Below are 25,764 nucleotides of genomic sequence, written 5' to 3'. Positions count from 1 at the left end.
GTCCGAGTTGCGGTCCCGGACTTCCGGTAAACCATCTATATTAAGGGAGGTGTGAGATAAGAATACCTCTCCAACATTAAAGGAACCTAAAATCAGCATTAAATTAAACTAAAAAAGTAAAATAGGCTTCACACGCTCCACCTGCTCCTCACTACACTCTACAAAAATTAGCATATGACCTTGCAATAGCCAGTCTTCGTAATAACGTGCGTCAACTTCCGGAATGCCTGCTTCAGTCAGCGTTAAGACCAGATCATCCGTCTCACTTCCGATCTCATTGCCCGCTAATCTTCGCACTGCCTTCCCGATGGATGCGGTCTGATCCATTCGTTTTCCGAGCCCTGCTAATATGCCTTTCAACGCTCCAAATGCACCATCTGTTCCAGCACCTTTTAGTGGTTTGGGTAACCCCGTCTTTTCACTGATCATCTCCAAATCGAGCTGTTCCTTGCCTACAGCCCCCAAATATTGATCTTGGATGCCTTCTTTCTTTAAGGCATTCAACATAATAATTGCTTCGTGCTCCGAACGAGCAAGCCCAACAAACAGTTTCGTCATGTGGTTCCCCTCCTCTTCCTGATACCTTATATAACCCTGTAGTTTATGTTCAGTAACGTATCTTCACTTGCTAAGTCAATTCACCTACATCAGCTTAATCATTTCTCTACTGGAAATCTATACCTAGTTCTGATAGACTAGATAAAGAAGACAAATTAACCATTGAAAATATCGACATATCGATGAACATCTTATAAATCAGGAGCAATGACTTATGAAAAAAGAGGTAGAAATTGCCATTCGGCGCAATCAACAGATTATGGTTCGGAATACAAGCGGACAGACCGTAACCGGTTTTCCAGAGCGCTCAGCAGACAGCTCTATTCTCTCCTTACGAACTGTACAGGGAAATGTGTGGATTCCGTTTGATGAAGTCGAACAAGTCACTCGCCTGTTAACCCTTCGTTCTCACCATCTGGGCACGATGCAACTCGTTTAGGCACTTGTGCGCAAGCACATTCAATTCATTTGCTCTCCTTACAGAGAACTTAGACAGACACTAATAGATAAAGATACACTGTAGGTGAGAACCTCGGTGTTTCTACTACAGCCAACTTATATTTAAAAACCAGACGCCTCCAACGTCTGGTTTTTCTTATGGTAACTAATGATGCGGATTACTTCACAACAAATTTAACACGCGTACCATCCGGATATGTACTTAGTTGATTGCCTACCCATGAGCCTGCACCGCGATTATCCTTTGGCGTAATATACTGGATATCCGCATCCTTACCGCCTTCTGCACACATTGCCATAGGCCACTCATCCCGATCCTTGCCTTTTTTGACCAGTACACCTTTCAGTGACAGTTCCCTGTTTCCCTCAGCACCTTTCCGGTCAATTGTACAGACATCGGAATGCCCCGCTTGAATCGCCTTTCGGATATGGTTTGCTGTTTCGGGATACCGCTCTGCCGGAAAAGTAATCGTATGATCTACACTCTTGTCGGTTGTTTTGAACGGAGAAGGAATATCCAGCGGCCACTCTCCTCCTGCCAAGGCATATAGAGCAATCACAACCATGCCGACTAAGGTCAGTATTTTACTTTTGAATCCCCGGCTTCCTCTCTTACTTCTTCTGCTACGTCTCTTACTCATGATGCGCCTCCCCCATGTAACACTAACATCCATAGCATTATAACAGAACGCCAGTTCGTAAAACAATCCATTCCACAACAATATTCAACATAAAAAAACAGCCGGATCCATCCGGCCGCTTCCTGCATATCTTATCCTGCGTTAAAAATACTCTGTGTACTTAGAAAAGGCACTGTCACCTGAAACTCTGTTCCTTTTCCTTCAGCACTATCTACAGTAATACTACCGTTCATTAACTCTAATAGCTCTTTGCAGATTGTTAATCCAAGCCCGCTGCCTCCGAACCTTCTTGCATGTGAAATATCCGATTGCGTAAAGGCATCAAACAGTTGGTCCATCTGATGAGACGGAATGCCGATCCCTGTATCCCGTACAGAGAAAGCCAACGTGGTCATCTCATGCGATTGCTGCTTGACATCCACGAGAAGCTGCACTTCCCCTTGCTCCGTAAACTTGATGGCATTGCTCAGCAAATTATCCAATACCTGCCTTAATCGCAGTGGATCGCCCCAAAGCACATCAGGAACATTCAGATCAGCATGGCAAACTAAACGAATTTGTTTATTTATGGCCGCCAGCTCATGTGTCTTCACGATTTGCTGAATCAGCTTCAATGGCTGGAATTCAATATGCTCCACTCCCATTTTGCCTCTGCCAAGCTTCGCCATATCCAGACTGTTGTTTACGATGTTCAGGAGCGCCTCCCCGGACTGACGTGCCAGATCCAGGTATTCTTTTTGCTCTTCGGTAACCTTGCCCATTCCCGCAAGCTCGATCATGCCCATGATGCCGTTTAACGGTGTACGAAGCTCATGATTCAACTTGCCGATGAATTCCAGCTGTCCCCTGCTTGTTTTCTCAGCCATAGATGCTGCCGTCTTCAGCTGCTGCTCCGCATATTTCCGTTCAGTGATGTCATATTGAATACCAACAAAATAAATACACTCACCAAATTCATTGAAAATGGGATCTACATTCAGCTCATTCCAGAATTTCTGGCCACTTTTGGTATAATTTAATATTTCAACCTTAATGGATTGTTGTTTACTTAGTGCTTCCCGAATGCGTGAAACGGTTTCGGGATCTGTATCTGTACCCTGTAAAAATCGGCAATTCCGCCCGATCGACTCATCGTGCGTATATCCCGTCAGACGGGTAAAATGTTCGTTAACATACATGAGCGGAAGCTCAGGCGAGGTAGCGTCAACTACGGTAACGGAGGATTTTAATTTCGAGATAATAAATTCCCATTGCATGGGAAGTTGATTATATAAACTCATGCCTGTGTCTCCCCCATCTCACATCCTTAACTCCAGATGGTATGTGTTGATATTAAACAATCTATTTTATTGTACCACAGTTATTCAAACAATGTAGTTCTTGGGTAATAGTTCTTAATCATATCAATCTTTATCCATTTACAATAACCTGCCTACACTCAAAAACACATAGATAAAGTTTATTCATCATCGTCCGGCGTTGATTGTCTACATTTTTTCCAGGCGCAGACCTTAAAGGCGGGGCCGTTAATAGCCCGACGAGGAAGGAAGATCGACGATGAAAACTCTCTTTTTTATATTTATGGTGTTGTGTATCATCAATCTGTGTTTCCCCAAATTTGGCTGGTATCTTCGTTATGGCTGGATTGCGCAAGGTGAGACGGAACCCAGCAAATCTTACATGACTATGGTGCGAATGTCTAGTCTGTTTATGCTGCTTACTGCTTTTACTCTTGCTATGGCGTAATACAACAATACATTTGTAAAAAGACCAGTTGCCTCCTGCGCAGCTGGTTTTTCGTATGCACTGACGGGAATATGATAACTTTGTTTGTGGTGTTACTACAGTGTGCGCCGTAAGATAAATGATATAGATGTATCGTTGCAGAAAGGACACATTGGTATGAACATCGCATTTTATCCGTTCTGGGCGGCCAGAACACTGCTCTCACTTATACAAGTGATCTCAATCACAACCTTGACCTGCCTAATCTACAAACAAACGGAATCGATTGGATATGCACTGCTACTCCTGTGCGTTTACTTGCTAGCTTATGCGGTAGCAAAATTCACATTCCATAAGTTGATAAAACACTGTATATTTTCAAGACTCCTGATCGGTATTCCTGTGACCAAAACATTGTTGCTCATCGGCATCGCGTCCTCTCTTCCCTACCTGAGATTACATATTGCCGTTATGTTTCTGGGGGCTGCACTTCTCGCTATAGTCAACTGCTGGGAAGCCTTGGTTCTGAAGAAACTCCAGTCAAGACTGATGAGAGGCGAAGATATAGCTAAGGCGAGTAGCCTGCTCTCATTTTCAAACTATACAGTGGCTGGTATTGGACTCGTCATGACGATCATCGCGATCCTATATTTAGGGCGAGCACAGGTGCTTTGGGCGGCTGTGGCCCTTTCACTCGTTGCACTCGCTCTTACCGTGACCGTTCATCACTTAACTCATAAACGCTCCAATACTTCGATAAGTCTGGACATCAGACGCCCCTTGCATAAATAAAAAAGACGAGCATGGTCAAAACTGCTCGTCTTAGGGTTACCAGGCTGCTTCTCTTTCGAGCAGCTTATTCGTTTTCTTTTTCCGAAATGTATCCTGAGCTTCTCACTTCTCACCCGCCGTCTAATCCAATCGGTAATCTGTTAGCGGCTTGCCTTTCTTATAATACAAATTAGGGGATAATATATTGAAAAAAATATGCACATCCGGCAGTTCAGCCTTCTCTAGAATAGACTGCATGGATGCTGCAATTCGATCATGTATCTCCTGATCACGCTGAAACATCAAAATCTCTATGGATGCCGGGGAAGGTGTCAAAGCTTGTACATCATGACGTTCTGCTTTCATTCGTTCCTGCGGAATATGAGTGATTAAGGCCATTTGTTCGGTAATTTGAGGCACAACTTCCTCCAGCTCTGAACCCGTAAATCCTTTGAATCGTATAAACGGCATTGCTATCCCTTCAATCTCTGTTAGTAGTCTCCTTATGTGATTTTAAGCACATTGTTTTCAGTTGTCAAATGTCATTCATGTCATATTGGACTGTAAAACAAGAGCAAAGCCCCACCAAAGTCTTGGTGGAGCTGATGCACGCGCGTCTGACCGTTATCTTACAGCCAGAAAGATTTGGTGATGATGACGAGCAAAATGAAGAGAACGAGAATTGCGCTAGTCGAAGTCCACGCTCCGCCAAATCCACCAACATTGCCACAACCGTATCCAACATGACTCATTTGATTGGCCTCCTTTGAATTTCAAGGTATGCCATAACATATGCGTATTATCCCCAAGTGACAGGGCAAATGTCCAAGTCTAATCGCCCAATCCTTGGGAGTGTATCATCTTCAATGATAAGGGCTTTTCTGTCGGGCCTGTACGTTGAATCTAGAACAAAAGCAGAATCCCCCACTAGTTCAGGTATGACTTGAACTATGGTGCTTATCGTCTTATGTAACTAGCCTCTAATTCCTTCGATCTGATCGAAAATGGCTTGTCCATCATTACTAGAATCCCGGTCAAAATCTTTTTTAAGTGAGATCAGATCGCTCATACTGTTGCTATTTCCACTGAGAATGCTAAGAGCCCCTACAAGCCATAACAACGGAAATAACAAAATTGATAGGACTTTTTTCATCGCTCTCCCTCCTCCCTCTCATCATTACTTAAATTTGGAATTAATTTCTTTTAGTAATACGTAAAAAAATGGATAAGAGTTTCATTTTAACGTCATTCAATTAATATACTGGTTGTGATCCAGAGATCCCTCTAAACCGTCCAGAAGTGCCGCCGCCTCTTCATGGTTCGGATCTATTTGAATTACACGGCGAGCGTAGACAAGTGCCTCCTGTTCCAGTTCCAACTCATAACAACACACAGCCAGATCATACAATACCGTTATCTGTTGCGCATCAGATTCAGCATTCAGTGCGTCAAGGTCACCAGTCAGCAATTCCTCCAGGAACGTTTTAGCCTCTTCATACATAAACATCTCCAATAATAACTGACCTGATACGAAAGCAACCTGATTCCGATGGTCCATTGGATAATAGGAGGACCACATCCGTCTGATGCCAGAGTGAAGGTCAAACATCTCCTCATCGCTCGCATCCGCCAAAAGATCTTTGAACCGAGAGCACGCAACCATCAGAAACTCGGCATCGTACCCGCCCAATCGCCAGAAAGCCAGAAGTTGTCTAAGATCCATCTGTTCCACTTTAAGGTCTGCCCATTCTTTTAGACTAAAGAAATCGTCTGGACCAAAGCGTTCAACAAAGCGATGATAAGCCAGCCTTGTATTAGCGTAGCTGATTGAATCATCCAGCATTAAAATCATGCCAACGTTCAGATCCTTATAATGATGTGCCGTAAAATACGTAGAAGCACCCTGCTGTTCCATTACAGCCTTTATCGCATGATAATTAGCTGAGAGCGAGAAACTGCCATGAAACGCGAATTCAGGCGGCTCTGCATATTTCCAGTAATCCAGCCGATGATCCCCTTTATCCGCCGTAATTAACACATAACCTGACCGGGAAAGCTTGCTTAATCGTTCGAGACATCCTAGTCCTGTGGAGGGAAGCAGAATATGCGAATCTTCTAGCTCAGCACGGTACAGCGAAATCAGCTCGGCGTATGGGTAGGTCTCTTCCATATACTCGGGTGCGGGACGATAGTTATATTTCAGTGTCATATTTTCCAGGATCTCGGCAGGGTTCTGTTCTGCTACATGCTGTGGAAGTTCTACAAGTAGATCACACTCAAACACTTGCCCCTCCCCAATGTAAATCAAGTCCTGCGGAATGCTATCAAAGAAGTAATTGGCAATGAGTAGCAGCGGTTGTTGTAAATCCCCTTGCCTTATTGTTTTTTCGGACATAACCAGATTCAACGCTGTATCGTGCACCGCATCAAAACGTGCAAAATCCAGTATTCCCTGCTCTATGTATGTTTGCATCGAAGGATGCTCTTTCCAGGCAATCACATTCTCCATAGCCAGGTCTGTCATCACATAACGGAAAGGCGGTAGCTCCATACCCGCAATTTCCTTCAAAGCACACAGCTTGTTGAGCACCTGGTGAGCCAGTCTTCCTGCTCCTGCACCAAGTTCAACGATGGTAACCATCTCATGCTGTTCACCTTTGAGCATCAGATCCTGTAAAAAGCTGAAAATCATTTCAGCATAGGCTGTTGCAATGAATGGATTGCTCGTAATATACTGTGGCACCTGGTGATTCTCCCAAGCTTCCAATCCCATCTGTTCATAATAAGCCCTCTGCCAATCCCAAACCGGCGCTTCACTAAACCGGACATACCGGCCTTCGTTCTTCATCATCACTTATATCAAACTCGCTTTCTATCTATTTATTAGGACCACGTCATCTAATTCTATGAAGAAAAACAATTATATCATATCCTTCTTATTTTACTTTCTATACTCTATTTATTCTTCCCCGAATACAGAGCGTCATTCCTTTCTACCCTCTCTACAAAAAAAGCCTGCTCCGCATGGAAACAGGCACAACGCCAAATAAAATTGAAATCCATAAACTTCGTAGCAAATCAAAAAAGATTGGATTCGCATTTATATTTCTTACAAGCGAGTAACCATTAGTCAGAGTACAAGACACCGTCGAAGTTCTCTGGACCTACACGAACGGTACCCAGCAAGTTCGTGCTGATAAAAGCCGTATACGTTAATTGTGGTGTAATTGGTGGGTTGTAATCGTCCGCAGAGAATGTAATAACTTGTGGTGCCAGAACGCTCAAGTTAAACGTGGACGTTGCAGAATAAATGACAGGATCTGTGGAGACGGTTCCCCGAACTACCGTGATCGTTACACCAACGAGTGCCAAAGGAAGCTGCAGAGTCACAGTTCCTTTGAATTGAACCCGAGGGTTCGCTCCGATTGTGGCTGTTGTCACCAATCCAATCTGTCCAAACAACTGTGGTGTGTTAATGACGAGAATCGGAATAGCGATGGAGTTAGCCAAACTCGCATTTTGCGAGGTTCTTGCATCAATTAACTGAGTCATGAAATCTACCTCCTATAGGTGGAATTGAGATAGTATATGCGAGAATGATCATCTGGCATGGACATCCATCCCATCATTGAAAAAAAGTCGTATAGAAGCCAATAAAAAAATAGAATCGTACCGTTTTTATTCCTTAGCTAAACTATACGTCGTTCCCATCTATGAAAATAGAAGTCTATGAAAACAGAAAAAAACCCTTGCATCGCAAGGGTTCTAAAATATGGGCCCTACAGGACTCGAACCTGTGACCAATCGGTTATGAGCCGACCGCTCTAACCAACTGAGCTAAGGGCCCTGAACAAATAATATATAACAGTGTAGATGGTCGCTGTAAACCATCCAGTAAAGCTATATTGCGGGGGCAGGATTTGAACCTGCGGCCTTCGGGTTATGAGCCCGACGAGCTACCGGGCTGCTCCACCCCGCGTCGTTAAAATTAATAAACAGCGACTTAATTAATATACACTATTACTCCATCATAAGTCAAGGGGTAATCTCAGGGAATAAATCGCACACCATACCGACCTTTACGTGAACGATACACTTCAACTTCTTCAGGCTCATTGTGTCCGTAAATCCAGCCATCCTGCTCCAGTCTTTTTGCTAGGCAACCTGCTTGAAATTTCGTTGCATACAGCTTGCTGAAATATATCCATTTCATCCTGCTCGTCCTTTCCAAAGGGCTCATATACTGCTGTTAATTGTAGAATACCCCAAATTCGTAAAAATAGCCGCCAGAGATGATAAAATCTCCAGCGGCCATTATTTTTTGTAATAGACGAAGATTACTTGGATGTTACTGGTGCATAACTTATTGGAATGTTGCTTTAGGATCTTTTTTCAACTTCGCAAGCATCTCATTCCCTTTGGCTGCCCATTCACCCAGTGCTTCTTTTGGTGTCTTTTTATTTTCTAACACTTGATTAAAGTACTCCATACCTTTGTCACTTACCTGCCACAGTCCAGGCATTTTCTGATACATTTTATCCAGATTCGTGTTGGTTGGCGGCACCGGCTTCAACGTATAGAACGCCTGAATATTGTAATCAAGTCCGTCTTTCGGTTTAATGAAGCTTTTCCGGGATACCAATTCATAGCTGCTACGTGCCTTGATCTTAGCCCAATCCTCGCTATTCATATACTTAATCAGTTCCCAGGCATCATCCGGGTTCTGAGCGGAGCTGTTGATTGCCATCAAACTGCTAAGATAGATGTTGCCTCCGACTTCAGGAGCTTCTGGATGAACGGGAGGTGTAACTACATCCCAATCTATTTTCGTAAAATCTTTCATTTTATCTGCATTTTTATTCGCATCAATTAATTGATTGATGTAATTGTAATCCCCGATCGCCATTGCTGTTTTGCCACTAAGGAACAAGTCGCCCTGAACAGGATTGTAGCGTCCTTCTGTTTGCTGATCTTGTGGCTCGTCACCTTTCGGGATGACTTTATCAATCGCCAGCTTGCTGACCGTACTCCACACTTTCTCCCATTGCGGAGAATCTACGGTCATCTTTTCTGCCTTGTCGTCAAAAACTTTCAACTGCAGCGAATTATAATACTGTTGCATAGAGTAGTACGGAGAGCCGCCGTTATATGTGCTGAACGACATTCCGAAGACATGATCTTTACCTTCGCCTTTAGTAAGGCGAGTCGCCAGATTAAAGATATCGTCCCACGTCATGTTGTCCGTTGGTGGTTCAACACCCGCTTTTTCAAACATTCCCTTGTTATAAAACAGAGCAGAAGAAGAGAAGGTTGGTGTCAGCGCATAGATGTTCTGGTCACCCAGATCTTTGATCCCTTCAAGCACACTTGGCACAATGTCGCTGGTGTCAAATTTGTCTTCCTGCATTAACGGATCAAGTTGCTTAACCATGTTCTCCTGAATCAACGACTTGATCGTAGCCGTATCTGCTACAACGACATCCACCGGATTATCTCCTGTCATAATTTTCTTCAAACTCTCCATGGTATCTGGCATTTCGTTTGCTTGTTCGGAATTCCCAAAGCCATACATACTGCCCTGATCAACCGCAGGCACGATTTCTACCGTGACATTTTTGTGTGTGAGTTCGAAAGCATCCGTAAATTGCTGACGGAAATAGCTGTCATCCTGTCCTCCCCAGAGTGTCGCTACACGCAGCACACGCTGTTCATTATCTGTATTCTCACTCGCTGTACATCCTGCGATAAGTGGCAATGCCAGTGTTGCTGTTGCCATGATGGCCAGCACACGTTTTCCCCACAACCTGTTTTTCATCTCCCAGTTCCCCCTCTTAAATTATCTTGGCGGTGTAATAACAATACGTTCACCGTCAAACTCCAATGTCGCTCGGCTATCAATGGACAAGGCTTCCAGATACTCTTTTGGCACCTGAAGCCGCCCCGCACGATCAATAATGACAAAAGCTTCATGAACGTCAGGCGCACCTGCTTCAGACAGCCCCTGATCGTCATCCAGATTCGGATTGCGTTTCACAAATTCAGTACTGGTCAGGCCATCCCGAATCGCAACGATCCGATCAACCTTGCCAGCAAGCGTCAAGTCATGGGTAACAATGACAATGGTGACGCCAAGTTCCTTATTCATTTTGCGAAAAATGTTCATGATTGTATCACACGTCTCGGAATCGACGGAACCTGTAGGCTCATCTGCCAGCAAAATTTTTGGCCGATTGGACAAGGAGATCGCAATCGCTACACGCTGTTGCTCCCCGCCCGACAGTTGATGCAGTTTGTTATGCATACGATCCTTCAGACCAACCCATTCAAGTAACTGCATAGCGTACTTACGATCACGTTTGCCACCCAAAATCATCGGTGTTTCCACATTTTCCAGTGCGGTGAGATAGGGCAGCAGATTACGACCGTTATTTTGCCAGATGAATCCAACCGTGTGACGTTTGTATTCCACGAGTTGAGCATCCGTCATTTTAAGCAGATCCCAGTCCCCAACCACCGCCGTGCCAGCGGTAGGGCGGTCCAGGCCGCCAAGGATGTTAAGCAGCGTTGATTTACCACTACCGCTGTTGCCAATAATCGCCATCATTTCGCCTTGATTGACGGTCAGATTGAGACCTTGAAGGGCAACGACTTCCACATCGCTGGATTTAAAAATTTTGACAAGTCCTTCGCATTGGATCACGTTTACCTCTCCTCTCCCATTTTGACCGCCTGATGAACTCTGAGCCTGCGAATCTGCCAGAGCAACATCGATGCTCCGATAATCAGCATAACTACGGTTACGCCGTACAGTTGCAACATATCCTGCTGTTCAAAGACGATGCGGAATGGCGGAACTTGCGCAGACACATTATCGGTCGTTTGCAAGAATGGCAGGAAGAGCCTGCTTGAAACCTGACCGATACTAATCCCCAGCAAGATCGAAAGCCCAGCGGTGAACACCTGCTCCAGCAATAACATACCGCTAAGCTGTGCTCTGGATAGACCCATAGCCCTCAGGACACCAAACTGTACCACGCGTCCCGAGAGGTTGAAGAACCAATAGAGCACGTAACCGATTAACGAGATGATCACCGATACAAGGAATCCCAGACTCAGAATGCCGAATACCCCGCCCCTGGATGGATGTTTTCCCTGAGTGACCAGTTCAGTCCGCACATCACGGACAGAGGATAGCTCAATGCCTTCTGCCGCGAGTTTCTCCATTAATGGAGCTACCTTGGCATCCGGTTTCATTTTTAACCATACCTCGTAGGGCATTAGCGGAACCTGATCATAAATATAATCCAGATTAGCCACGAAGAATGGCATCTGATCCGGGTATTGTGAAGGCCAGTATGGAATAATGCCAAAAACTACAAATTCTATCGCTTGACCTTGTATCCCCATGGAGACCATGTCTCCCGTTTTGAGCTTGAACTTGTCAGCAAATTTCGAAGAGATCAGTACAGCCCCTTCATATTTACCAAGCAAATCAAGATATTTGTAAGGATGTGCAGGGAATAGATCGTTACGGAACCAAGCTACTTTGGCAAAGTCTACATTATCGATACCAACGAGCATCCCTTGTCCGCCGGATTTCCCTGAGACAATAATGTTGCCCTTCGTTTGCAGTACCCGTGCAGCATGCTCCACACCGTTTAATTGGCGGAACACTTCAAATGGGGGCTCGGAGTATATGATTTTGGTTGGTTGCGATGAACCGCCACCGCCACCGCCGCCACCTCCTGGAGCTCCACCACCGCCATTTCCTCCACCAGCGCCACCACCGGCCCCTCCGTTGCCTCCACCTTGCTGACCGCCGCCTGATCCGCCGCCTTGTCCAGAACCTCCTGGCTTCACCTCGGGAGTTCCTTCCCATACCGTTTGTATAATAACATCCGAGCCATAACGGTAAAGCGTACGTTCTGTTGAATTCAAATCAATGGTTCGCGCTGCGGCCGAGTTATACACTCCAAGGCCGAGCGTCAGCACTAATAGAATCATGAGCGGATAATAGGATGAAGATGAACGGGATAACTGTGTCAACGTCAGATACATTGGAACTGGTAATAACTTGCGTCCGATCAACTGTATCAGTTTCAAAATCCATGGGAACAAACGCAGGAAAAACAGGCCAAGCGCAAAGATCGCTAGTGCAGGTACAAAGAACAGAAACGGCTGCACCTGTAACTGATCTGTCGTCATCCCCGTCTGGAACGTCAGCATCTGACGTTCATAAAACAGATAGTATCCGTATCCCGCTAGACCGAGCAGCCCCACATCGAGGAACCATCGTTGCCACAGCGGCGCACGATCGGTACGTGCCTGGCGCCTTTTAGCGGATACAATCGTTGCCCGTGCGTACGTAATTGCCGGAATCAGTGATGCAATAATAGCAACCAGTACCGCTGCCACGCCAAGCAGAATCGCTTCTTTGGATACGCCAATCGGAATGGATTTTCGATCTACAAAGGATAAGAATCCACTTGCCGAGCCGATACTCTTCGCCATGAACCATCCGAGTAGCGGCCCAACAACCAGTGCAATCGCGCCCAGGAAGATGCCTTCAAGCAGATAGAGCGAGAAGATCTGACGAGCCGAGGCTCCACGGCTACGTAGCACAGCGATGTCACTTTCCTGCTTTTGCAGGGATTGTCTGGCATTCATTGCGATGAAATAAAAGACCATCGCAATCATCGGTGCAGCAAGTGTAAACAGCATCGTCTGCAGCTGCAGACTCTGGCTACGGAATTGTTTGAGCAGATCGCCGAAGGTAATATCAACCTTGGTATCTTTCAGCCGCTGATAGAGATCAATATCCAGCCGTTCCAGCACAGAGCTGAGGCCAGATAACTGGCTGGTTTGAACCTCTTTAAGATCAAATGCATAGTACCAGCGTGAATTCTGTAGTGGAATACCCTTTTCTTTGAGTAATACGTCATTAAAAACCGATTCATTCACATAAAGTCCATTCATCATACCGTCGAAGCCTTGAACCCAATACGGACTATTCGGATTGTCGGCCTTGAAGGAACCCGTAATTTTCACACGCAACGTAATATTCAGACCGCTGTAGATCGGGTATTCCAGAATATCCCCCACATGAAGATCATTCCGGTACATCCCTTCTTCCAGCATCACAGCTTCGATGATGTCGTCCTTGACCTGATTCCCAGGTTTGACACCCGCCGAGTAATTCACCTGATCATCCAGTCCACTCATCGTACCCAGTGTCATACTCCGCACACGGCTTGCATCCACTTTGGTCGGATCTTCAGGACTGACCTCTGTACTGCGAATGGATCTCGAATTCACATACGTATGAAATGGAAATCCAATGTCGCGAGGAACATCCTCGCGAATGTAGCGATTCACCTCATCCAGTCCTCTGGTATCGGTCTTTGCACCGCCGGGTGCTTGGTAACTCATCAACAGCGATCCTGCTGGTAAACCTTCACTGTTATCCTGCAGCGTCTGCGCGACAACCCGTTTCAACGCACCATCGGCATACATTGGAATACTGACGGTGAACGCTACCGCCACAATCAAGCCGATTAATGTGCTGAAAGTCATCCAGCGTGTGTTCCACATTTTGCGGAACAGCAGCCGAAGCAATGGCAGCCCCATTAGCGTCCCACAACTTTCTGACCAACCGTCAGACCTTTCAGAATCTCGACATCGGTTGATGTCTGCTGTCCAACCTCAACGTCCACTTCACGCTTGCTTCCATCATTCTCGATCACCTGTACATAGGTTCTGGAACCGATGGAGCGCAAAGCAGATACAGGAATGACAATCGCGTTCTCGGTGCGCTGAGTTACGATCGAAACCGTTAAAGGCGTACCGCGTTCTACATTTTTAGGCATCTTCGCCAGAGTAACAAGGACATATTGATCCAGCGTTTCCTTCGCCGGAGGTGAGCCTCCTTGGCCCTGACCTGATCCATTGCTATTATTGTTACTTGAAGCTTCAGCCGTAGGCATTGCTTTGATCTTGCCGGCCACTTTGCCAGCACCGTTGATGTCAACTTCAGCCTTCATGCCAGACGTAAATTTCTCTAGATCCTCCTTGGCAAATGTAGCCGCCACAACCAGGTTGGACGTATCCGCAATGGTCGCAATAGGATCATACGCTTTGACCGATGCGCCCTTCTCCACTTGAACCGCAATCACGGTACCTCCAAAGGGAGCCGTCAACGTGGATTGTCCCAGCTTTTCTTCCAGATCAGCAAGCTCCTGACGAAGTTCTTCAAAAGCAATGGTCGCTTCTTCAAACTCCACCGGGTCCATCTCGTCCTTCTTGCGCAGCGTTTCCTTCATCTGTACTTCCGATTTGCGAATCTGAAGCCGCTTGCCGCGAATTTCCTTTTCCACACTTGTTACGTCAAGGACAGCGAGAACCTGTCCTTTCTTCACTTTATCCCCCGTTTTTACATTCAATTCCTTAATGTGCATGCCATCCAGCGTAAAATATACTTTTTCTTCACGCTGACTCATCATCTTGCCACTACCGCTCACCTTTTTCTCCAGCGTCTCCGTACGGACTTCATATTCCGGTTTTTTGGAGATCGTTGGCGGTGTTATTGGTGGGAGCACCTCTTCCTCCGACTCAGATGGTAGCAATGAACAGCCTGACATCGTTGCAGCGAGTATTGCACCAAGTACAATAAGCGCTGTGCGTTTCCCCCTCTTCGGAACGGCACCTTTACGTGAGAAATCTGCCGTCCGCCATTTCATAAACATGGTCCGCAACCTCCAAAATTGTAGGATCGTGTGTAGTCATACATATCGTTACTTGTTCTACTTCAATGATATTGCGGAACACAGCCATAACCTGTGCACCCATTTTGGAATCCAGCTCCGCCGTTGGTTCATCCGCAAGCAGCAACCGAGGCCTGTGTGCAATCGCTTTAGCGATGGCCACCCGCTGCTGTTCCCCCCCGGACATCTCAAAAGGCCGGTGCTTGACACGTTTGCTCAGTCCAACTAGATCCAGACAGTGACCTACTCTGTCTTTCCATTCCGACCGCGGTACATCCGCCATACGGAGCGACAGCTCTACATTTTCCCAAGCAGATAATAAAGGCATGAGTGCATACGCTTGAAAAATAAATCCAATCTCTCTGCGCCGCAAAGCGGTTCGCCGTTGATCTCCCCAATCCTGAAGAGGCTGTCCGGAGAATAGAATCTCTCCACTAGAAGGCTGGTCAAGTCCGCCGAGCATGTTCAGCAATGTTGTTTTACCTGAGCCAGACCGTCCTTTCAGCATAACAAGCTGCTGCGGCTTTACTTCCATATCAATGCCTTTGAGCACATGAATGATACGACTGCCTGTCTGAAAGCTACGATGAACGTTGCGTACCTCCAACACGGGTCCATCATACGGAGGCAACAGTTCCTTTCTCGGCTTCGCTTTGGTCTTCTGCGGTTTTTCCTCTATGGCTATAGCCGTTGCTGACTCCTCCATAGCAGATACCTCATCTGACGTGAGCGCTTCCGCGCTTAGAGGCTCGGGCTCCGTTATGTACGAAGGTTCTTCCGATGTAGCCCTTTTCTCCAGCTTAGGTTGTTCCTGTTCGCGTTTATCACCCGATTGGCTCTTGGCAGTTCTTTTCCTTGAAAATAACTTTTTCATGCCAGCAATCACGCTCATCCTCTCTTGTTATGCCGCGCATTTCCTTCATGCGCCCTAAATCTAGAAATCTGTTCCATGCTACACTGAATTATAAACGACTGCTCTCCACTAAAAGTTACAAGCTTTTTACAACGTCAGTGTGAAAAAGTTAATATTTTGATGAACATAACAAAAAAGCACCCCAAGTTACGGGATGCCTCTTGATTATTCGATAGTTTTGCCGTCATTACGGGAATCATTACAATTTTGATACCGTTTGCTGAGCAACAGTTTATTGTTGATGGGATGATATTATTTACCAAATGAAGAAGGATCTTCACGCCACGATTGAAGCAGTGCAAAATCGCTCTCTTGAATGGTTCCTTGAGCCAACGCAACATCCATCAGCACTGTATAATTGGACAGCGTTTGTAGAGGTATGCCGGCTTCCTCGAACGCTTTCACACCTTTATCCAGCTGATAGCTGAAAATAGCAAGAACTGCGAGTGGTGTCGCTCCTGCTACGCGTACAGCTTCTGCCGCTTTAATCGAACTTCCTCCGGTTGAAATCAAATCCTCGATCACGACTACTTTCTGTCCTTCGCTGATTAAACCTTCAATCAGATTTTCCTTGCCGTGACCTTTCGCTTTATCTCGAATATAGGCCATCGGCAGATTCAGCTTCTGAGCTACCCATGCAGCGTGTGGAATGCCCGCGGTCGCTGTACCTGCAATCACTTCAGCATCTGGATATTGATCACGAATGATTGCGGCAAAAGCTTCGGCAATATCGTTACGAATCTCAGGATAAGACATCGTCAGACGATTATCACAATAAATTGGTGATTTGATGCCGGATGTCCATGTGAATGGTTGCTGTGGACGCAGTGCCACCGCCTTTATTTTTAGCAACTGAGAAGCGATATGGTTTGGAATTTGGCTAAGTTCGATCATACGTTCAACATCTCCTTCAAAATGGTCTCTGCCGCTTCACGCGGGTTTGGTGCACCGGTAATGGGTCTGCCCACAACGATGTAATGACTGCCTCTGCTAATAGCTTCACCTGGTGTCAGGACACGTGTCTGGTCGCCAAGACCACTGCCTGCAGGACGAATACCGGGGGTTACCGTGCGAAAATTACTGCCACATGCTACCCGGATTGCTGGCACTTCGAGCGGAGAAGCCACCACACCATCCAGCCCGGCCTCCTGAGCCAGCCCGGCATAACGAACTACCGCTTGCTCTACACTCCCAGGGATACCGATCTCGTTATTCATCGTTTCCAGACTGGTGCTGGTCAATTGTGTCACAGCGATAATCTCAGGTCTTTTCAGCGAAGGATCTGCAGCAAGGGCAGCTTCCGCGCCTTCACGTGCTGCACGCATCATGCTGGCCCCACCCGCCGCATGTACATTAAACATGTCCACTCCAAGACGTGTGATGCTTTCGGCTCCGCCACGCACGGTGTTTGGAATATCATGCATTTTCACGTCAAGAAACACGGAGTACCCTCTCGCTTTCAATTCCCGAATAAAGTCCGGACCCGCTGCATAGAACAACTGCATGCCAACCTTGAGATAACAAGGAATACCCTCAAGAGCCTGTACCAGTTTCTGTGCCTCATCTGCCCCCGGATAATCGAGTGCAACCATCAGACGTCCAGCCATTTCATTGAAATTCGGGTGATTCATATCCCAGCGCCCCTTCCGCGTGCTCATTTTTTCCGTTTTTGCCCGATATAAAGGACATCCCGCCAGCCCGCAGGCTGACTGATGTCCTTCATCAAGTGACTATTCATTATACAAAGGCTGGCATAGCCTCCGAGGAGAAGTTGATCGTTTGTAGCATAATCAGCAACGCACGAATGGTATCCAGGGAAGTCATACATACCACACCATTCTCAACCGCTTCACGGCGGATACGGAATCCGTCACGTTGTGGCGTTTTACCTTTAGTCAAGGTATTGAACACAAAGTTCGCTTCACCACTGCGGATCATATCGAGAATGTTAGGTGAGCCTTCGCTCAATTTGTTCACAACGGTTACTGGAATGTTAGCCGCTTGAAGCGCAGCTGCCGTTCCGCCAGTTGCCATGATTTTGTATCCCAGTCTGTAGAAACCTTCGAGCAAAGGTACTGCTTCGTCCTTGTCTTTGTCTGCGACAGTGACCACAATGGCTCCAGTTGCTGGAATTTTCATTCCCGCACCGATCAGACCTTTGAACAGAGCTTTCGCATAGTTCGGGTCACGTCCCATAACCTCACCTGTTGATTTCATCTCAGGTCCGAGAGTCGGTTCAACACGGCGCAACTTCGCGAAGGAGAACACAGGTACTTTTACCGATACGTGATCCGCTTCCGGCCACAGACCATCTACATAACCCAGGTCTTTCAGTTTCACACCCAAGATCGCTTGTGTTGCCAGGTTCGCCATTGGAATGTTGGTTACTTTACTCAGGAAAGGAACCGTCCGGGAAGAACGCGGGTTAACCTCGATAACATAAACCTGACCCTCGTGGATAACAAACTGAATGTTAACCAGACCGATGGTTTTCAGTTCCTTGGCAATTTTGATCGTGATCTCTACAATTTTTTCTTTCAGATCTGCCGACAGATGCTGCGGTGGATATACCGCAATCGAGTCACCGGAGTGTACCCCTGCGCGTTCGATATGCTCCATGATGCCTGGAACCAGTACCGTTTCACCGTCACAGATGGCGTCTACTTCCACCTCTTTACCCAGCATGTAACGGTCGATCAGAACCGGATGCTCTGGATTGATTTTTACCGCTTGCTCCATGTAAGTCAAGAGTTCCGCATCGGAGTATACAATCTCCATTGCACGACCACCCAGGACATACGAAGGACGAACGAGTACAGGATATCCAAGTGATTGAGCTGTTTCCACAGCATCATCTACGGAAGTGACCGTTTTACCTTTTGGCTGTGCAATCTCCAGACGGGAGAGCAGGCGTTCGAACTTCTTGCGATCCTCTGCTTCATCAATGCTTTCCAGATCCGTTCCGAGGATCGTTACTCCTGCATTGCGCAGCGGTGCTGCCAGGTTGATTGCCGTTTGCCCACCGAACTGCACGATAACGCCTACCGGTTGCTCTTGTTCAATGACGTTCATGACATCCTCGAAGAACAGCGGTTCGAAGTACAAGCGGTCAGAAGTGTTAAAGTCTGTGGATACAGTCTCCGGGTTATTATTGATAATAACCGCCTCGTATCCTGCTTTCTGCAAAGCCCATACTGCATGTACTGTGGAGTAGTCGAACTCAATACCTTGACCGATCCGGATCGGGCCGGAACCAAGCACCACCACTTTTTTCTTGTCCGAAGGCAACACTTCATTTTCTGTCTCATATGTCGAATAGTAATAAGGTGTTGTCGCTTCGAACTCAGCCGCACAGGTATCTACCATTTTGTAAACCGGACGAAGGTTCTCCTCTTCACGACGTGCTCTGACTTCTGCTTCAGTCGTCAATGTACCTCCAGGTTGACCTTCGGCACGCAATTCAGCGATAGCACGGTCCGTAAAACCAAGACGTTTCGCTTGATAGAGCGTTTCGGAAGTCAATTCGGATTCTGCGCGAACACGGTCTTCGAACTTAATGAGCCCTTCGATTTTATCCAGGAACCACCAGTCGATCTTGGTCAGATCCTGCAGTTGTTGCAGCGTATAACCTCTACGGAATGCTTCCGCGATCAGGAACATGCGCTCATCGTCTGCTTTCATCAGACGTTCGTTCAGCGTCGTTTCATCCAGTGTTTCTGCACCTTTCAGGTACAGACGGTGTACACCGATCTCCAGGGAACGAACCGCTTTGTGAATGGACTCTTCAAACGTACGTCCAATCGCCATCACTTCGCCTGTTGCTTTCATCTGTGTACCCAGTTTCCGGTTCGCCGATGTGAACTTGTCGAACGGCCAGCGTGGAATTTTACTTACGATATAGTCAAGTGTTGGCTCAAAGCAAGCGTAGGTTTGGCCTGTAACCGGGTTAACGATCTCATCCAGTGTGTAACCCATCGCGATTTTGGCAGCCATTTTCGCAATCGGATAACCTGTTGCTTTGGAAGCCAGCGCCGATGAACGGCTTACACGCGGGTTAACCTCGATTACGTAATATTGGAAGCTGTGCGGATCGAGCGCGAACTGAACGTTACATCCTCCCTCAATATTCAGGGCACGGATGATTTTCAGGGAAGCGGAACGCAGCATTTGGTATTCACGGTCAGACAACGTTTGGCTTGGAGCCACAACGATACTGTCACCTGTATGAACGCCTACCGGGTCAAAGTTTTCCATGTTGCAAACTACGATGCAGTTATCGTTTTTGTCACGCATAACCTCGTACTCGACTTCTTTCATACCGGCGATGCTCTTCTCTACCAGACATTGACCAATCGGGCTGTAACGAATTCCGGCTGCTACGGTTTCGCGCAGTTCTTCTTCGTTTGCACAGATTCCGCCGCCTGTTCCGCCAAGGGTATAGGCCGGACGTACGATGATTGGATAACCGATCTCACCAGCAAATTCCAGCGATTCTTCCAGCGTTGTAACGATGACACTTTCTGGTACGGGTTGTTCCAGTTCACGCATCAGATCACGGAACAGATCGCGGTCTTCCGCTTTCTCGATGGACGTCAGTTGTGTTCCGAGCAATTTCACGTTTTCACGTTCAAGCACACCCGCACGTGCGAGTTCAACAGCCATGTTCAGACCTGTTTGGCCGCCCAGTGTTGGCAACAAGCCGTCCGGACGTTCCTGACGAATGATTTGGGTTACAAAATCCAGCGTAATTGGCTCAATGTACACTTTGTCAGCCATATTGGTGTCCGTCATGATTGTTGCAGGGTTACTGTTAATGAGTACAACTTCCACGCCTTCTTCTTTCAGAGCCTGGCAAGCTTGCGTACCGGCATAGTCGAACTCGGCTGCTTGACCGATGACGATTGGACCGGAACCAATCACCAGGATTTTTTTGAGATCTTTGTTAATCGGCATGTTATTGCGCTCCTTTCACTGCGGCTGCCAATACGGCTTGACGCGGCTTTTGCGGGTTAGTGATCTTGTGCTCACGAATCATCTCGATGAAACGATCAAACAGGTAGCTGTTATCATAAGGTCCTGGCGCTGCCTCCGGGTGATATTGTACGGAGAAGGCAGGATACTTTTTATGTTTCAGACCTTCGATGGTCTTGTCATTATTGTTGATATGTGTAACTTCAAGATCTGTGCTCTTCACAGACTCTTCGTTTACCGTGTAACCGTGGTTTTGGGATGTGATGAAGCAACGTCCACTCTCCAGTTCCTTAACCGGGTGATTGCCTCCGCGGTGTCCAAACTTGAGTTTTTCCGTGTCTGCGCCTGCTGCCAGGGCGAACAACTGGTGACCCAGGCAGATACCGAAGATCGGATATTCACCGAGCAACTCGCTGATCATGTTCACGGCATGAGGTACGTCTTTCGGGTCCCCAGGGCCGTTGGACAATTGAATGCCATCCGGGTTCAGGCGACGAATCTCGTCAGCCGTTACGTCATGAGGCACGACAACAACATCACAGTTACGTTTGCTGAGTTCACGCAAAATCCCTGTTTTTGCGCCGTAGTCGACCAGAACGATACGTTCTGCTGTTCCCGGACTGTTGTACACATGCTCTGTAGACGTCATAGGCACCTGATTACGCAATTGCTCAATCGTAGTGTCCCCCATCATCTCCAGCAGTTCTTCGACAGGTTTCGATCCTGTTGTGAGAATTCCCTTCATTGTACCGTGGTGACGAATCCGGCGAGTCAACATCCGTGTATCAATCTCGCTGATTCCTACGATGCCGTATTCTTTCAGCAGATTATCCACGCTGTACTCTGCACGCCAGTTGCTCGGCGTTGGCTCATGGCGTCGTACCACGAAACCGTGCACGTATGGACGAATCGACTCAAAGTCATCCCGGGTAATTCCGTAGTTACCGATCAATGGATACGTCATCGTTACGATCTGGCCACAGTATGAAGGATCTGAAAGTACCTCTTGATAGCCTGTAATTCCCGTATTAAAAACGACCTCTCCTGTCGTTTCACCTTCCGCACCAAATGCTTTTCCGGTGAACAGCGTGCCGTCTTCCAACAATAATCTTGCCTGTCCCTGCATCCCATTTCACTCCCTCTGTGTTTATCCAAGTTGAATTCTTGGAGTTGAACATAAGTGATGTACGTTAGCTGTAGCTTCATGGTTAGAAAACCCTGCGATCGCTGTTATCCCCGAATTACTTTAATTCCATTTTTCAAATGGAGTAATTCGGTGATAAAGGCGAGCGCTTCGCTTCTTCGGGTTCTTTCTGCCCACTCCGCAGTTACGTCCCGCGTCTATGTTCAAAAGCAGGATTCAACTTTTCTTTGTTGCGTCTATTTTGACTCAAGGCTTGACTTGCCTTGAGTTTGTTCATAAAAAGTGTTTGCTGATCAAGCTTTTAGTTCGTTAAAAAATAGTTGTTATGAGTGCCATTGTATCTTTTTAACGATGTGTTACGTCAGCATGTTGCTGTTTTATTGCTCTAACGTGTTATTCCATACACTTTTGCCATCCACCCATGTTTGTACCGGCCAGCCTTTCAGCTTCCAGCCTGTGAACGGTGTGTTTCTGCCTTTTGTTGCGAACGTTGCCGGGTCAACAGCCTTCTCCTGATTCAGATCAATCATCGTCAGGTCGGCAGGTGCTCCTGCTTCCAGCTTGCCCGTATCCAGTCTGAATACGCGAGCCGGATCAGCCGTCATACGTTTTACCAGGAAGTCTAAAGTCCATAATCCTGTTTGAACAAACTTCGTGTAGAGCAACGGGAAGGCCGTTTCGAATCCAACGATACCAAATGGTGCAAGCTCCATGCCCTTTGCTTTCTCTTCTTCACTATGCGGTGCATGGTCGGTCACGATCATATCGAGGGTTCCATCCTGCAAACCTTCGATACAAGCCTGCACATCACGTGGCGAGCGTAGCGGTGGGTTCATTTTCCAATTCGCATCCATGCCCGGAATGTCTTCATCTGACAACACCAGGTGGTGAGGACAAACTTCAGCGGTAACTTTGATACCGATCGATTTCGCCAGACGAATCAGACGAACCGATTGTTCTGTACTGACATGGCACACATGGTAGTGTACCCCTGTTGCTTCTGCTAGCAGAATGTCGCGGCCTACGTGAATGGCTTCGGACTCGTTCGGGATGCCTTTGATGCCATGGCGTTTGGAGAATTCACCTTCGGTGACATACCCGCCAACTACCAGAGAATCATCCTCACAATGGGCAATCACGGGCATATCCATGCTGGCTGCGAGGCTCATAGCATGCTTCATCATTTGCGCATTCTGTACACCTACGCCGTCGTCCGTGAAGCCAATCGCACCCGCTTCTTTTAATGCGGCAAAGTCGGTCAATTCACGGCCTAGTTCGTTTTTGGTAATCGCCGCATATGGCAACACTTTAACCAGATCTGCTTCCTTCGCTTTGTTCAGTACCAGTTCTACAACCTCAGGTGTGTCGGTTACCGGTCTTGTATTTGGCATGCAGGCAATGGTTGTAAACCCGCCTTGCGCAGCGGAGCGAGCTCCTGTTTCGATCGTCTCTTTATGTTCGAATCCGGGCTCGCGTAGATGCACGTGCATATCGATTAATCCAGGGATCACCAGCTTGCCTGATGCATCGGTTACCTGCTCTGCTGACTTCTCGGCGTTCCGTACGATTTCATCTTCCGGGCCAGCGATCGTTTTAATTTTACCTTCTTCTATAAGAATGGTTTTCCGTTCAAGTTCCCCTTGTTGATTCAAGACGTTTGCGTTTTTTATCACCTGTACCATAATTGCCCTCCGCTTCGGTTCTGTCCAGCAGGGTAGATCCGCTAGATGAATGTTTTATCGTCTACTCTCTCTTCATTGGTGTGCAAGAACATCGTCTCGCCAGCCTATGACTCTATGCTAGGCCCTGTTACAGCTTCATCGCACGTTCCATAACCGCCATGCGGATCGGAACTCCGTTTGCCATCTGTGGGAAAATTCGTGAAGCTTCGCTCTCTACAACCGCATCATCCACTTCAACGTTACGGTTCACAGGAGCAGGGTGCATAATAATCGTACTTGGCTTCAGGCGTGATGCCCGTTCTTCCGTCAATCCGTAGTGTTCGCGATAATCCTCAGCTGAAGTGATCAGGCCATGTTGATGACGTTCCAGTTGAACCCTGAGCATCATGACTACATCAGCATCCAGCGCTTCTTCAAGACCTACATAAGGTGCGTGCTCTGCAAGCTCTGGCGCTTGCATCGTTTGCGGTGCGCAGAAACGTACATCTGCACCAAACTTTTGCAGTGCCCACAAGTTAGAGCGTGCTACCCGGCTATGCATGATATCTCCGATGATCGAGACACGTAAACCTTTCAGCTCACCAAATGCCTTCCGCATCGTGTAGAGATCAAGGAGCGCCTGCGTTGGATGCTCATTATTCCCATCTCCCGCATTCACTAGCGGCACACTGACCTTCTGAGCCAGTTGTTGCAAGACACCAGCCGGTTTCAAGCGAATGACCCCTGCATCGATCCCCATGGATTCAAGTGTTCGAACCGTGTCGTAGATCGACTCGCCCTTTTCTACACTTGACGCAGCTGCTGTGAAGTTCAACACTTGAGCTCCCAGTCGCTTCTCTGCCATTTCAAATGAAAATCGGGTGCGGGTACTGTTCTCGAAGAACATGTTCGCTACAAAGCGGGACTCAAGGACCGGAACGAGTTTTTCCTTCTGTGCTTCCCAGTGGGCTGCACGATTCAAAATCGACTCGATCTCGTCACGGCTAATGTCTTTCAATCCAAGCAAGCTTCGGTCTTTCAGCGCTGTCTGTGTAATCATCATGCCTGCTCCCCTCGGTTCTGTATGATTTTGACCTCATCCTGTCCGTCTGTCTCCATGAGTGCAACCTCGATCTCTTCTGATTTGGATGTCGGCACGTTTTTGCCAATAAAATCAGGTCTGATCGGTAGTTCCCGGTGCCCACGGTCTGCAAGTACTGCCAGCTGTATGTTCTGTGGTCTTCCACAGTCCATGAGCGCATCCATCGCAGCTCGTATTGTGCGTCCGGTGTACAGCACATCATCGAACAAAATCACTTTTTTGTTATGAATGGAAAGTGATTCAGGTGTCATAATCAACAGTTCCTTGCGATTCGTCTGGTTATCATCCAGTCGGTCATCACGATAGAGGGTTACATCAAGTTCTCCCCAGGGAACTTTGGCGCCTTCAATCTCTTCGATCTTGGCGGCGATTCGTTCGGCCAGATACACTCCGCGGGTGCGGATTCCAACCAGCACGCAATCGTCGATGCCTTTGTTCTTCTCCAATATTTCATGGGCAATCCTTGTCAATGCGCGGCGAATCGCCGTTTCATCCATAATGACATGTGTCTCTGTGCTCATGCGTTCAGCCTCCTCAGGATTTTCCTTCGAAACCATGGCCCCGTGACGAGGAGAACAAAAAAGACTCCCTGCCGTGTTTATTGGCAAGGAGTCTCCGAACTTCAGACGTCGCTGAAGAAAGTTTACTCTCGGGATGCATCATTATATCTGCCGCAGCAAATAAATGATGCATCGTTCACGTTACCTTGCCAGTCTCACGGGACTGATTTAAAGGTGCTATTCATGTCGTGCATATGAGGAACCTCACAGAGTTCTATCTCAATATGCCCGTTTGTCTTCATGAATTATGACAGAAAGACAACCCTCTGTCAACACCTCACCATCGCAGGTGCAAATCCTCTGCTTCGTCTTATTAGAATCAGCATTTAGGCGACAAAACATCCATGTCACATCACATGTCATTCGTCATTTATAATTATACAACAAACCTGCATATTTATCCATAGACAATTACAACCTGTTTCTAATCCAAATAACACCACCTTTCCCCTATTTTCAAACACTTCTCCTGAATCTATGAAGTTGATGAATCAGTCTC

The 25,764-nt window shown here is 47.1% G+C and carries 24 protein-coding genes and 2 tRNA genes; 3 read left to right on the top strand and 23 right to left on the bottom strand.

Going from position 1 to position 25,764, the window contains the following annotated elements; translation table 11 throughout:
* Nucleotides 1-108 precede the first annotated feature (108 nt).
* Nucleotides 109-558 (bottom strand): general stress protein, encoded by a 450-nt coding sequence (locus J2T16_RS11770; protein ID WP_336120497.1) that lies wholly within the window; start codon nucleotides 556-558, stop codon nucleotides 109-111.
* A gap of 214 nt (nucleotides 559-772) precedes the next feature.
* Between J2T16_RS11770 and J2T16_RS11765 the strand changes: the two genes are divergently transcribed.
* Nucleotides 773-997 carry a hypothetical protein gene (locus J2T16_RS11765; protein ID WP_145331980.1) on the top strand — a complete coding sequence of 75 codons (225 nt, stop codon included), beginning with the start codon at nucleotides 773-775 and terminating at the stop codon, nucleotides 995-997.
* A gap of 178 nt (nucleotides 998-1,175) precedes the next feature.
* Here J2T16_RS11765 and J2T16_RS11760 read toward each other — a convergent pair whose 3' ends face one another.
* Together J2T16_RS11760 and J2T16_RS11755 are read right to left on the bottom strand one after the other, a co-directional pair.
* The gene (locus J2T16_RS11760; protein ID WP_499018368.1) at nucleotides 1,176-1,658 is read right to left on the bottom strand and encodes a NucA/NucB deoxyribonuclease domain-containing protein; all 483 of its coding nucleotides are present in this window, start codon (nucleotides 1,656-1,658) and stop codon (nucleotides 1,176-1,178) included.
* A gap of 131 nt (nucleotides 1,659-1,789) precedes the next feature.
* The gene (locus tag J2T16_RS11755) at nucleotides 1,790-2,938 is read right to left on the bottom strand and encodes a sensor histidine kinase (protein ID WP_336120499.1); all 1,149 of its coding nucleotides are present in this window, start codon (nucleotides 2,936-2,938) and stop codon (nucleotides 1,790-1,792) included.
* A gap of 277 nt (nucleotides 2,939-3,215) precedes the next feature.
* Between J2T16_RS11755 and J2T16_RS11750 the strand changes: the two genes are divergently transcribed.
* Both J2T16_RS11750 and J2T16_RS11745 read left to right on the top strand, forming a co-directional pair.
* A complete protein-coding gene (locus J2T16_RS11750) occupies nucleotides 3,216-3,404 on the top strand; it encodes a DUF6199 family natural product biosynthesis protein (RefSeq protein ID WP_154957743.1) in 189 nt (62 codons plus the stop codon).
* Nucleotides 3,405-3,560: 156 nt separating this feature from the next.
* Nucleotides 3,561-4,175: a hypothetical protein gene (locus tag J2T16_RS11745; RefSeq protein WP_499018367.1), complete on the top strand. Its 615-nt coding sequence runs from the start codon at nucleotides 3,561-3,563 to the stop codon at nucleotides 4,173-4,175.
* A gap of 120 nt (nucleotides 4,176-4,295) precedes the next feature.
* On the opposite strand, the gene J2T16_RS11740 is transcribed toward J2T16_RS11745, so the two are convergent.
* The 20 genes from J2T16_RS11740 to pyrR all read right to left on the bottom strand — a co-directional run bounded on the left by J2T16_RS11740 (nucleotide 4,296) and on the right by pyrR (nucleotide 25,226).
* Complete coding sequence (locus J2T16_RS11740; RefSeq protein ID WP_090923720.1) at nucleotides 4,296-4,625, bottom strand: DUF1904 family protein; 330 nt, start codon at nucleotides 4,623-4,625, stop codon at nucleotides 4,296-4,298.
* Between the two features lie 158 nt (nucleotides 4,626-4,783).
* Nucleotides 4,784-4,906 (bottom strand): sporulation protein YjcZ, encoded by a 123-nt coding sequence (locus tag J2T16_RS11735; RefSeq protein ID WP_090923721.1) that lies wholly within the window; start codon nucleotides 4,904-4,906, stop codon nucleotides 4,784-4,786.
* 221 nt (nucleotides 4,907-5,127) lie between these two features.
* Complete coding sequence (locus J2T16_RS11730; RefSeq protein WP_499018366.1) at nucleotides 5,128-5,307, bottom strand: hypothetical protein; 180 nt, start codon at nucleotides 5,305-5,307, stop codon at nucleotides 5,128-5,130.
* A 96-nt stretch (nucleotides 5,308-5,403) separates the two neighbouring features.
* On the bottom strand, nucleotides 5,404-7,005 hold the full coding sequence (locus tag J2T16_RS11725; protein ID WP_499018365.1) for a tetratricopeptide repeat protein: 1,602 nt from the start codon (nucleotides 7,003-7,005) through the stop codon (nucleotides 5,404-5,406).
* Nucleotides 7,006-7,280: 275 nt separating this feature from the next.
* Nucleotides 7,281-7,706, bottom strand: coding sequence for a hypothetical protein (locus J2T16_RS11720; protein ID WP_154888160.1), 426 nt, complete (start codon nucleotides 7,704-7,706; stop codon nucleotides 7,281-7,283).
* Nucleotides 7,707-7,927: 221 nt separating this feature from the next.
* Nucleotides 7,928-8,001 (bottom strand) — tRNA-Ile (locus J2T16_RS11715).
* A gap of 58 nt (nucleotides 8,002-8,059) precedes the next feature.
* Nucleotides 8,060-8,133 (bottom strand) — tRNA-Met (locus tag J2T16_RS11710).
* A 69-nt stretch (nucleotides 8,134-8,202) separates the two neighbouring features.
* Nucleotides 8,203-8,367: a hypothetical protein gene (locus J2T16_RS11705; RefSeq protein ID WP_167375813.1), complete on the bottom strand. Its 165-nt coding sequence runs from the start codon at nucleotides 8,365-8,367 to the stop codon at nucleotides 8,203-8,205.
* 150 nt (nucleotides 8,368-8,517) lie between these two features.
* Nucleotides 8,518-9,969 carry an ABC transporter substrate-binding protein gene (locus tag J2T16_RS11700; protein WP_090923724.1) on the bottom strand — a complete coding sequence of 484 codons (1,452 nt, stop codon included), beginning with the start codon at nucleotides 9,967-9,969 and terminating at the stop codon, nucleotides 8,518-8,520.
* A gap of 21 nt (nucleotides 9,970-9,990) precedes the next feature.
* On the bottom strand, nucleotides 9,991-10,854 hold the full coding sequence (locus J2T16_RS11695) for an ABC transporter ATP-binding protein (RefSeq protein WP_090923725.1): 864 nt from the start codon (nucleotides 10,852-10,854) through the stop codon (nucleotides 9,991-9,993).
* 2 nt (nucleotides 10,855-10,856) lie between these two features.
* Entirely contained in the window at nucleotides 10,857-13,781 is a 2,925-nt protein-coding gene (locus J2T16_RS11690) for an ABC transporter permease (RefSeq protein ID WP_154888158.1), read from the bottom strand.
* Complete coding sequence (locus J2T16_RS11685) at nucleotides 13,781-14,896, bottom strand: efflux RND transporter periplasmic adaptor subunit (RefSeq protein WP_154888156.1); 1,116 nt, start codon at nucleotides 14,894-14,896, stop codon at nucleotides 13,781-13,783. The genes J2T16_RS11690 and J2T16_RS11685 overlap by 1 nt, the downstream gene beginning before the upstream one ends.
* Nucleotides 14,859-15,806, bottom strand: a complete 948-nt coding sequence (locus tag J2T16_RS11680; RefSeq protein WP_261769239.1) for an ABC transporter ATP-binding protein — start codon at nucleotides 15,804-15,806, stop codon at nucleotides 14,859-14,861. Before J2T16_RS11680 ends, J2T16_RS11685 begins: the two co-directional genes overlap by 38 nt.
* Nucleotides 15,807-16,079: 273 nt before the next feature.
* Entirely contained in the window at nucleotides 16,080-16,721 is a 642-nt protein-coding gene (pyrE, locus tag J2T16_RS11675; RefSeq protein WP_499018364.1) for an orotate phosphoribosyltransferase, read from the bottom strand.
* Nucleotides 16,718-17,458, bottom strand: coding sequence for an orotidine-5'-phosphate decarboxylase (gene pyrF / locus J2T16_RS11670; RefSeq protein ID WP_154888154.1), 741 nt, complete (start codon nucleotides 17,456-17,458; stop codon nucleotides 16,718-16,720). Before pyrF ends, pyrE begins: the two co-directional genes overlap by 4 nt.
* Before the next feature lie 106 nt (nucleotides 17,459-17,564).
* Complete coding sequence (carB, locus tag J2T16_RS11665) at nucleotides 17,565-20,780, bottom strand: carbamoyl-phosphate synthase large subunit (protein ID WP_499018363.1); 3,216 nt, start codon at nucleotides 20,778-20,780, stop codon at nucleotides 17,565-17,567.
* Between the two features lies 1 nt (nucleotide 20,781).
* Nucleotides 20,782-21,924 carry a glutamine-hydrolyzing carbamoyl-phosphate synthase small subunit gene (carA, locus tag J2T16_RS11660; RefSeq protein ID WP_090923731.1) on the bottom strand — a complete coding sequence of 381 codons (1,143 nt, stop codon included), beginning with the start codon at nucleotides 21,922-21,924 and terminating at the stop codon, nucleotides 20,782-20,784.
* Nucleotides 21,925-22,319: 395 nt separating this feature from the next.
* Nucleotides 22,320-23,624 (bottom strand): dihydroorotase, encoded by a 1,305-nt coding sequence (pyrC, locus tag J2T16_RS11655; protein ID WP_499018362.1) that lies wholly within the window; start codon nucleotides 23,622-23,624, stop codon nucleotides 22,320-22,322.
* A 127-nt stretch (nucleotides 23,625-23,751) separates the two neighbouring features.
* Complete coding sequence (locus J2T16_RS11650; protein ID WP_418792763.1) at nucleotides 23,752-24,663, bottom strand: aspartate carbamoyltransferase catalytic subunit; 912 nt, start codon at nucleotides 24,661-24,663, stop codon at nucleotides 23,752-23,754.
* Complete coding sequence (pyrR, locus tag J2T16_RS11645; RefSeq protein ID WP_154888148.1) at nucleotides 24,663-25,226, bottom strand: bifunctional pyr operon transcriptional regulator/uracil phosphoribosyltransferase PyrR; 564 nt, start codon at nucleotides 25,224-25,226, stop codon at nucleotides 24,663-24,665. The genes J2T16_RS11650 and pyrR overlap by 1 nt, the downstream gene beginning before the upstream one ends.
* Between the last annotated feature and the right edge of the window lie 538 nt (nucleotides 25,227-25,764).

The sequence above is a fragment of the Paenibacillus intestini genome (assembly GCF_030803945.1).
Taxonomy (GTDB): domain Bacteria; phylum Bacillota; class Bacilli; order Paenibacillales; family Paenibacillaceae; genus Paenibacillus; species Paenibacillus polysaccharolyticus.
The sequence above is the reverse complement of the archived record's forward strand: the minus strand, read 5'-3'. Positions and strand labels throughout refer to the sequence as shown.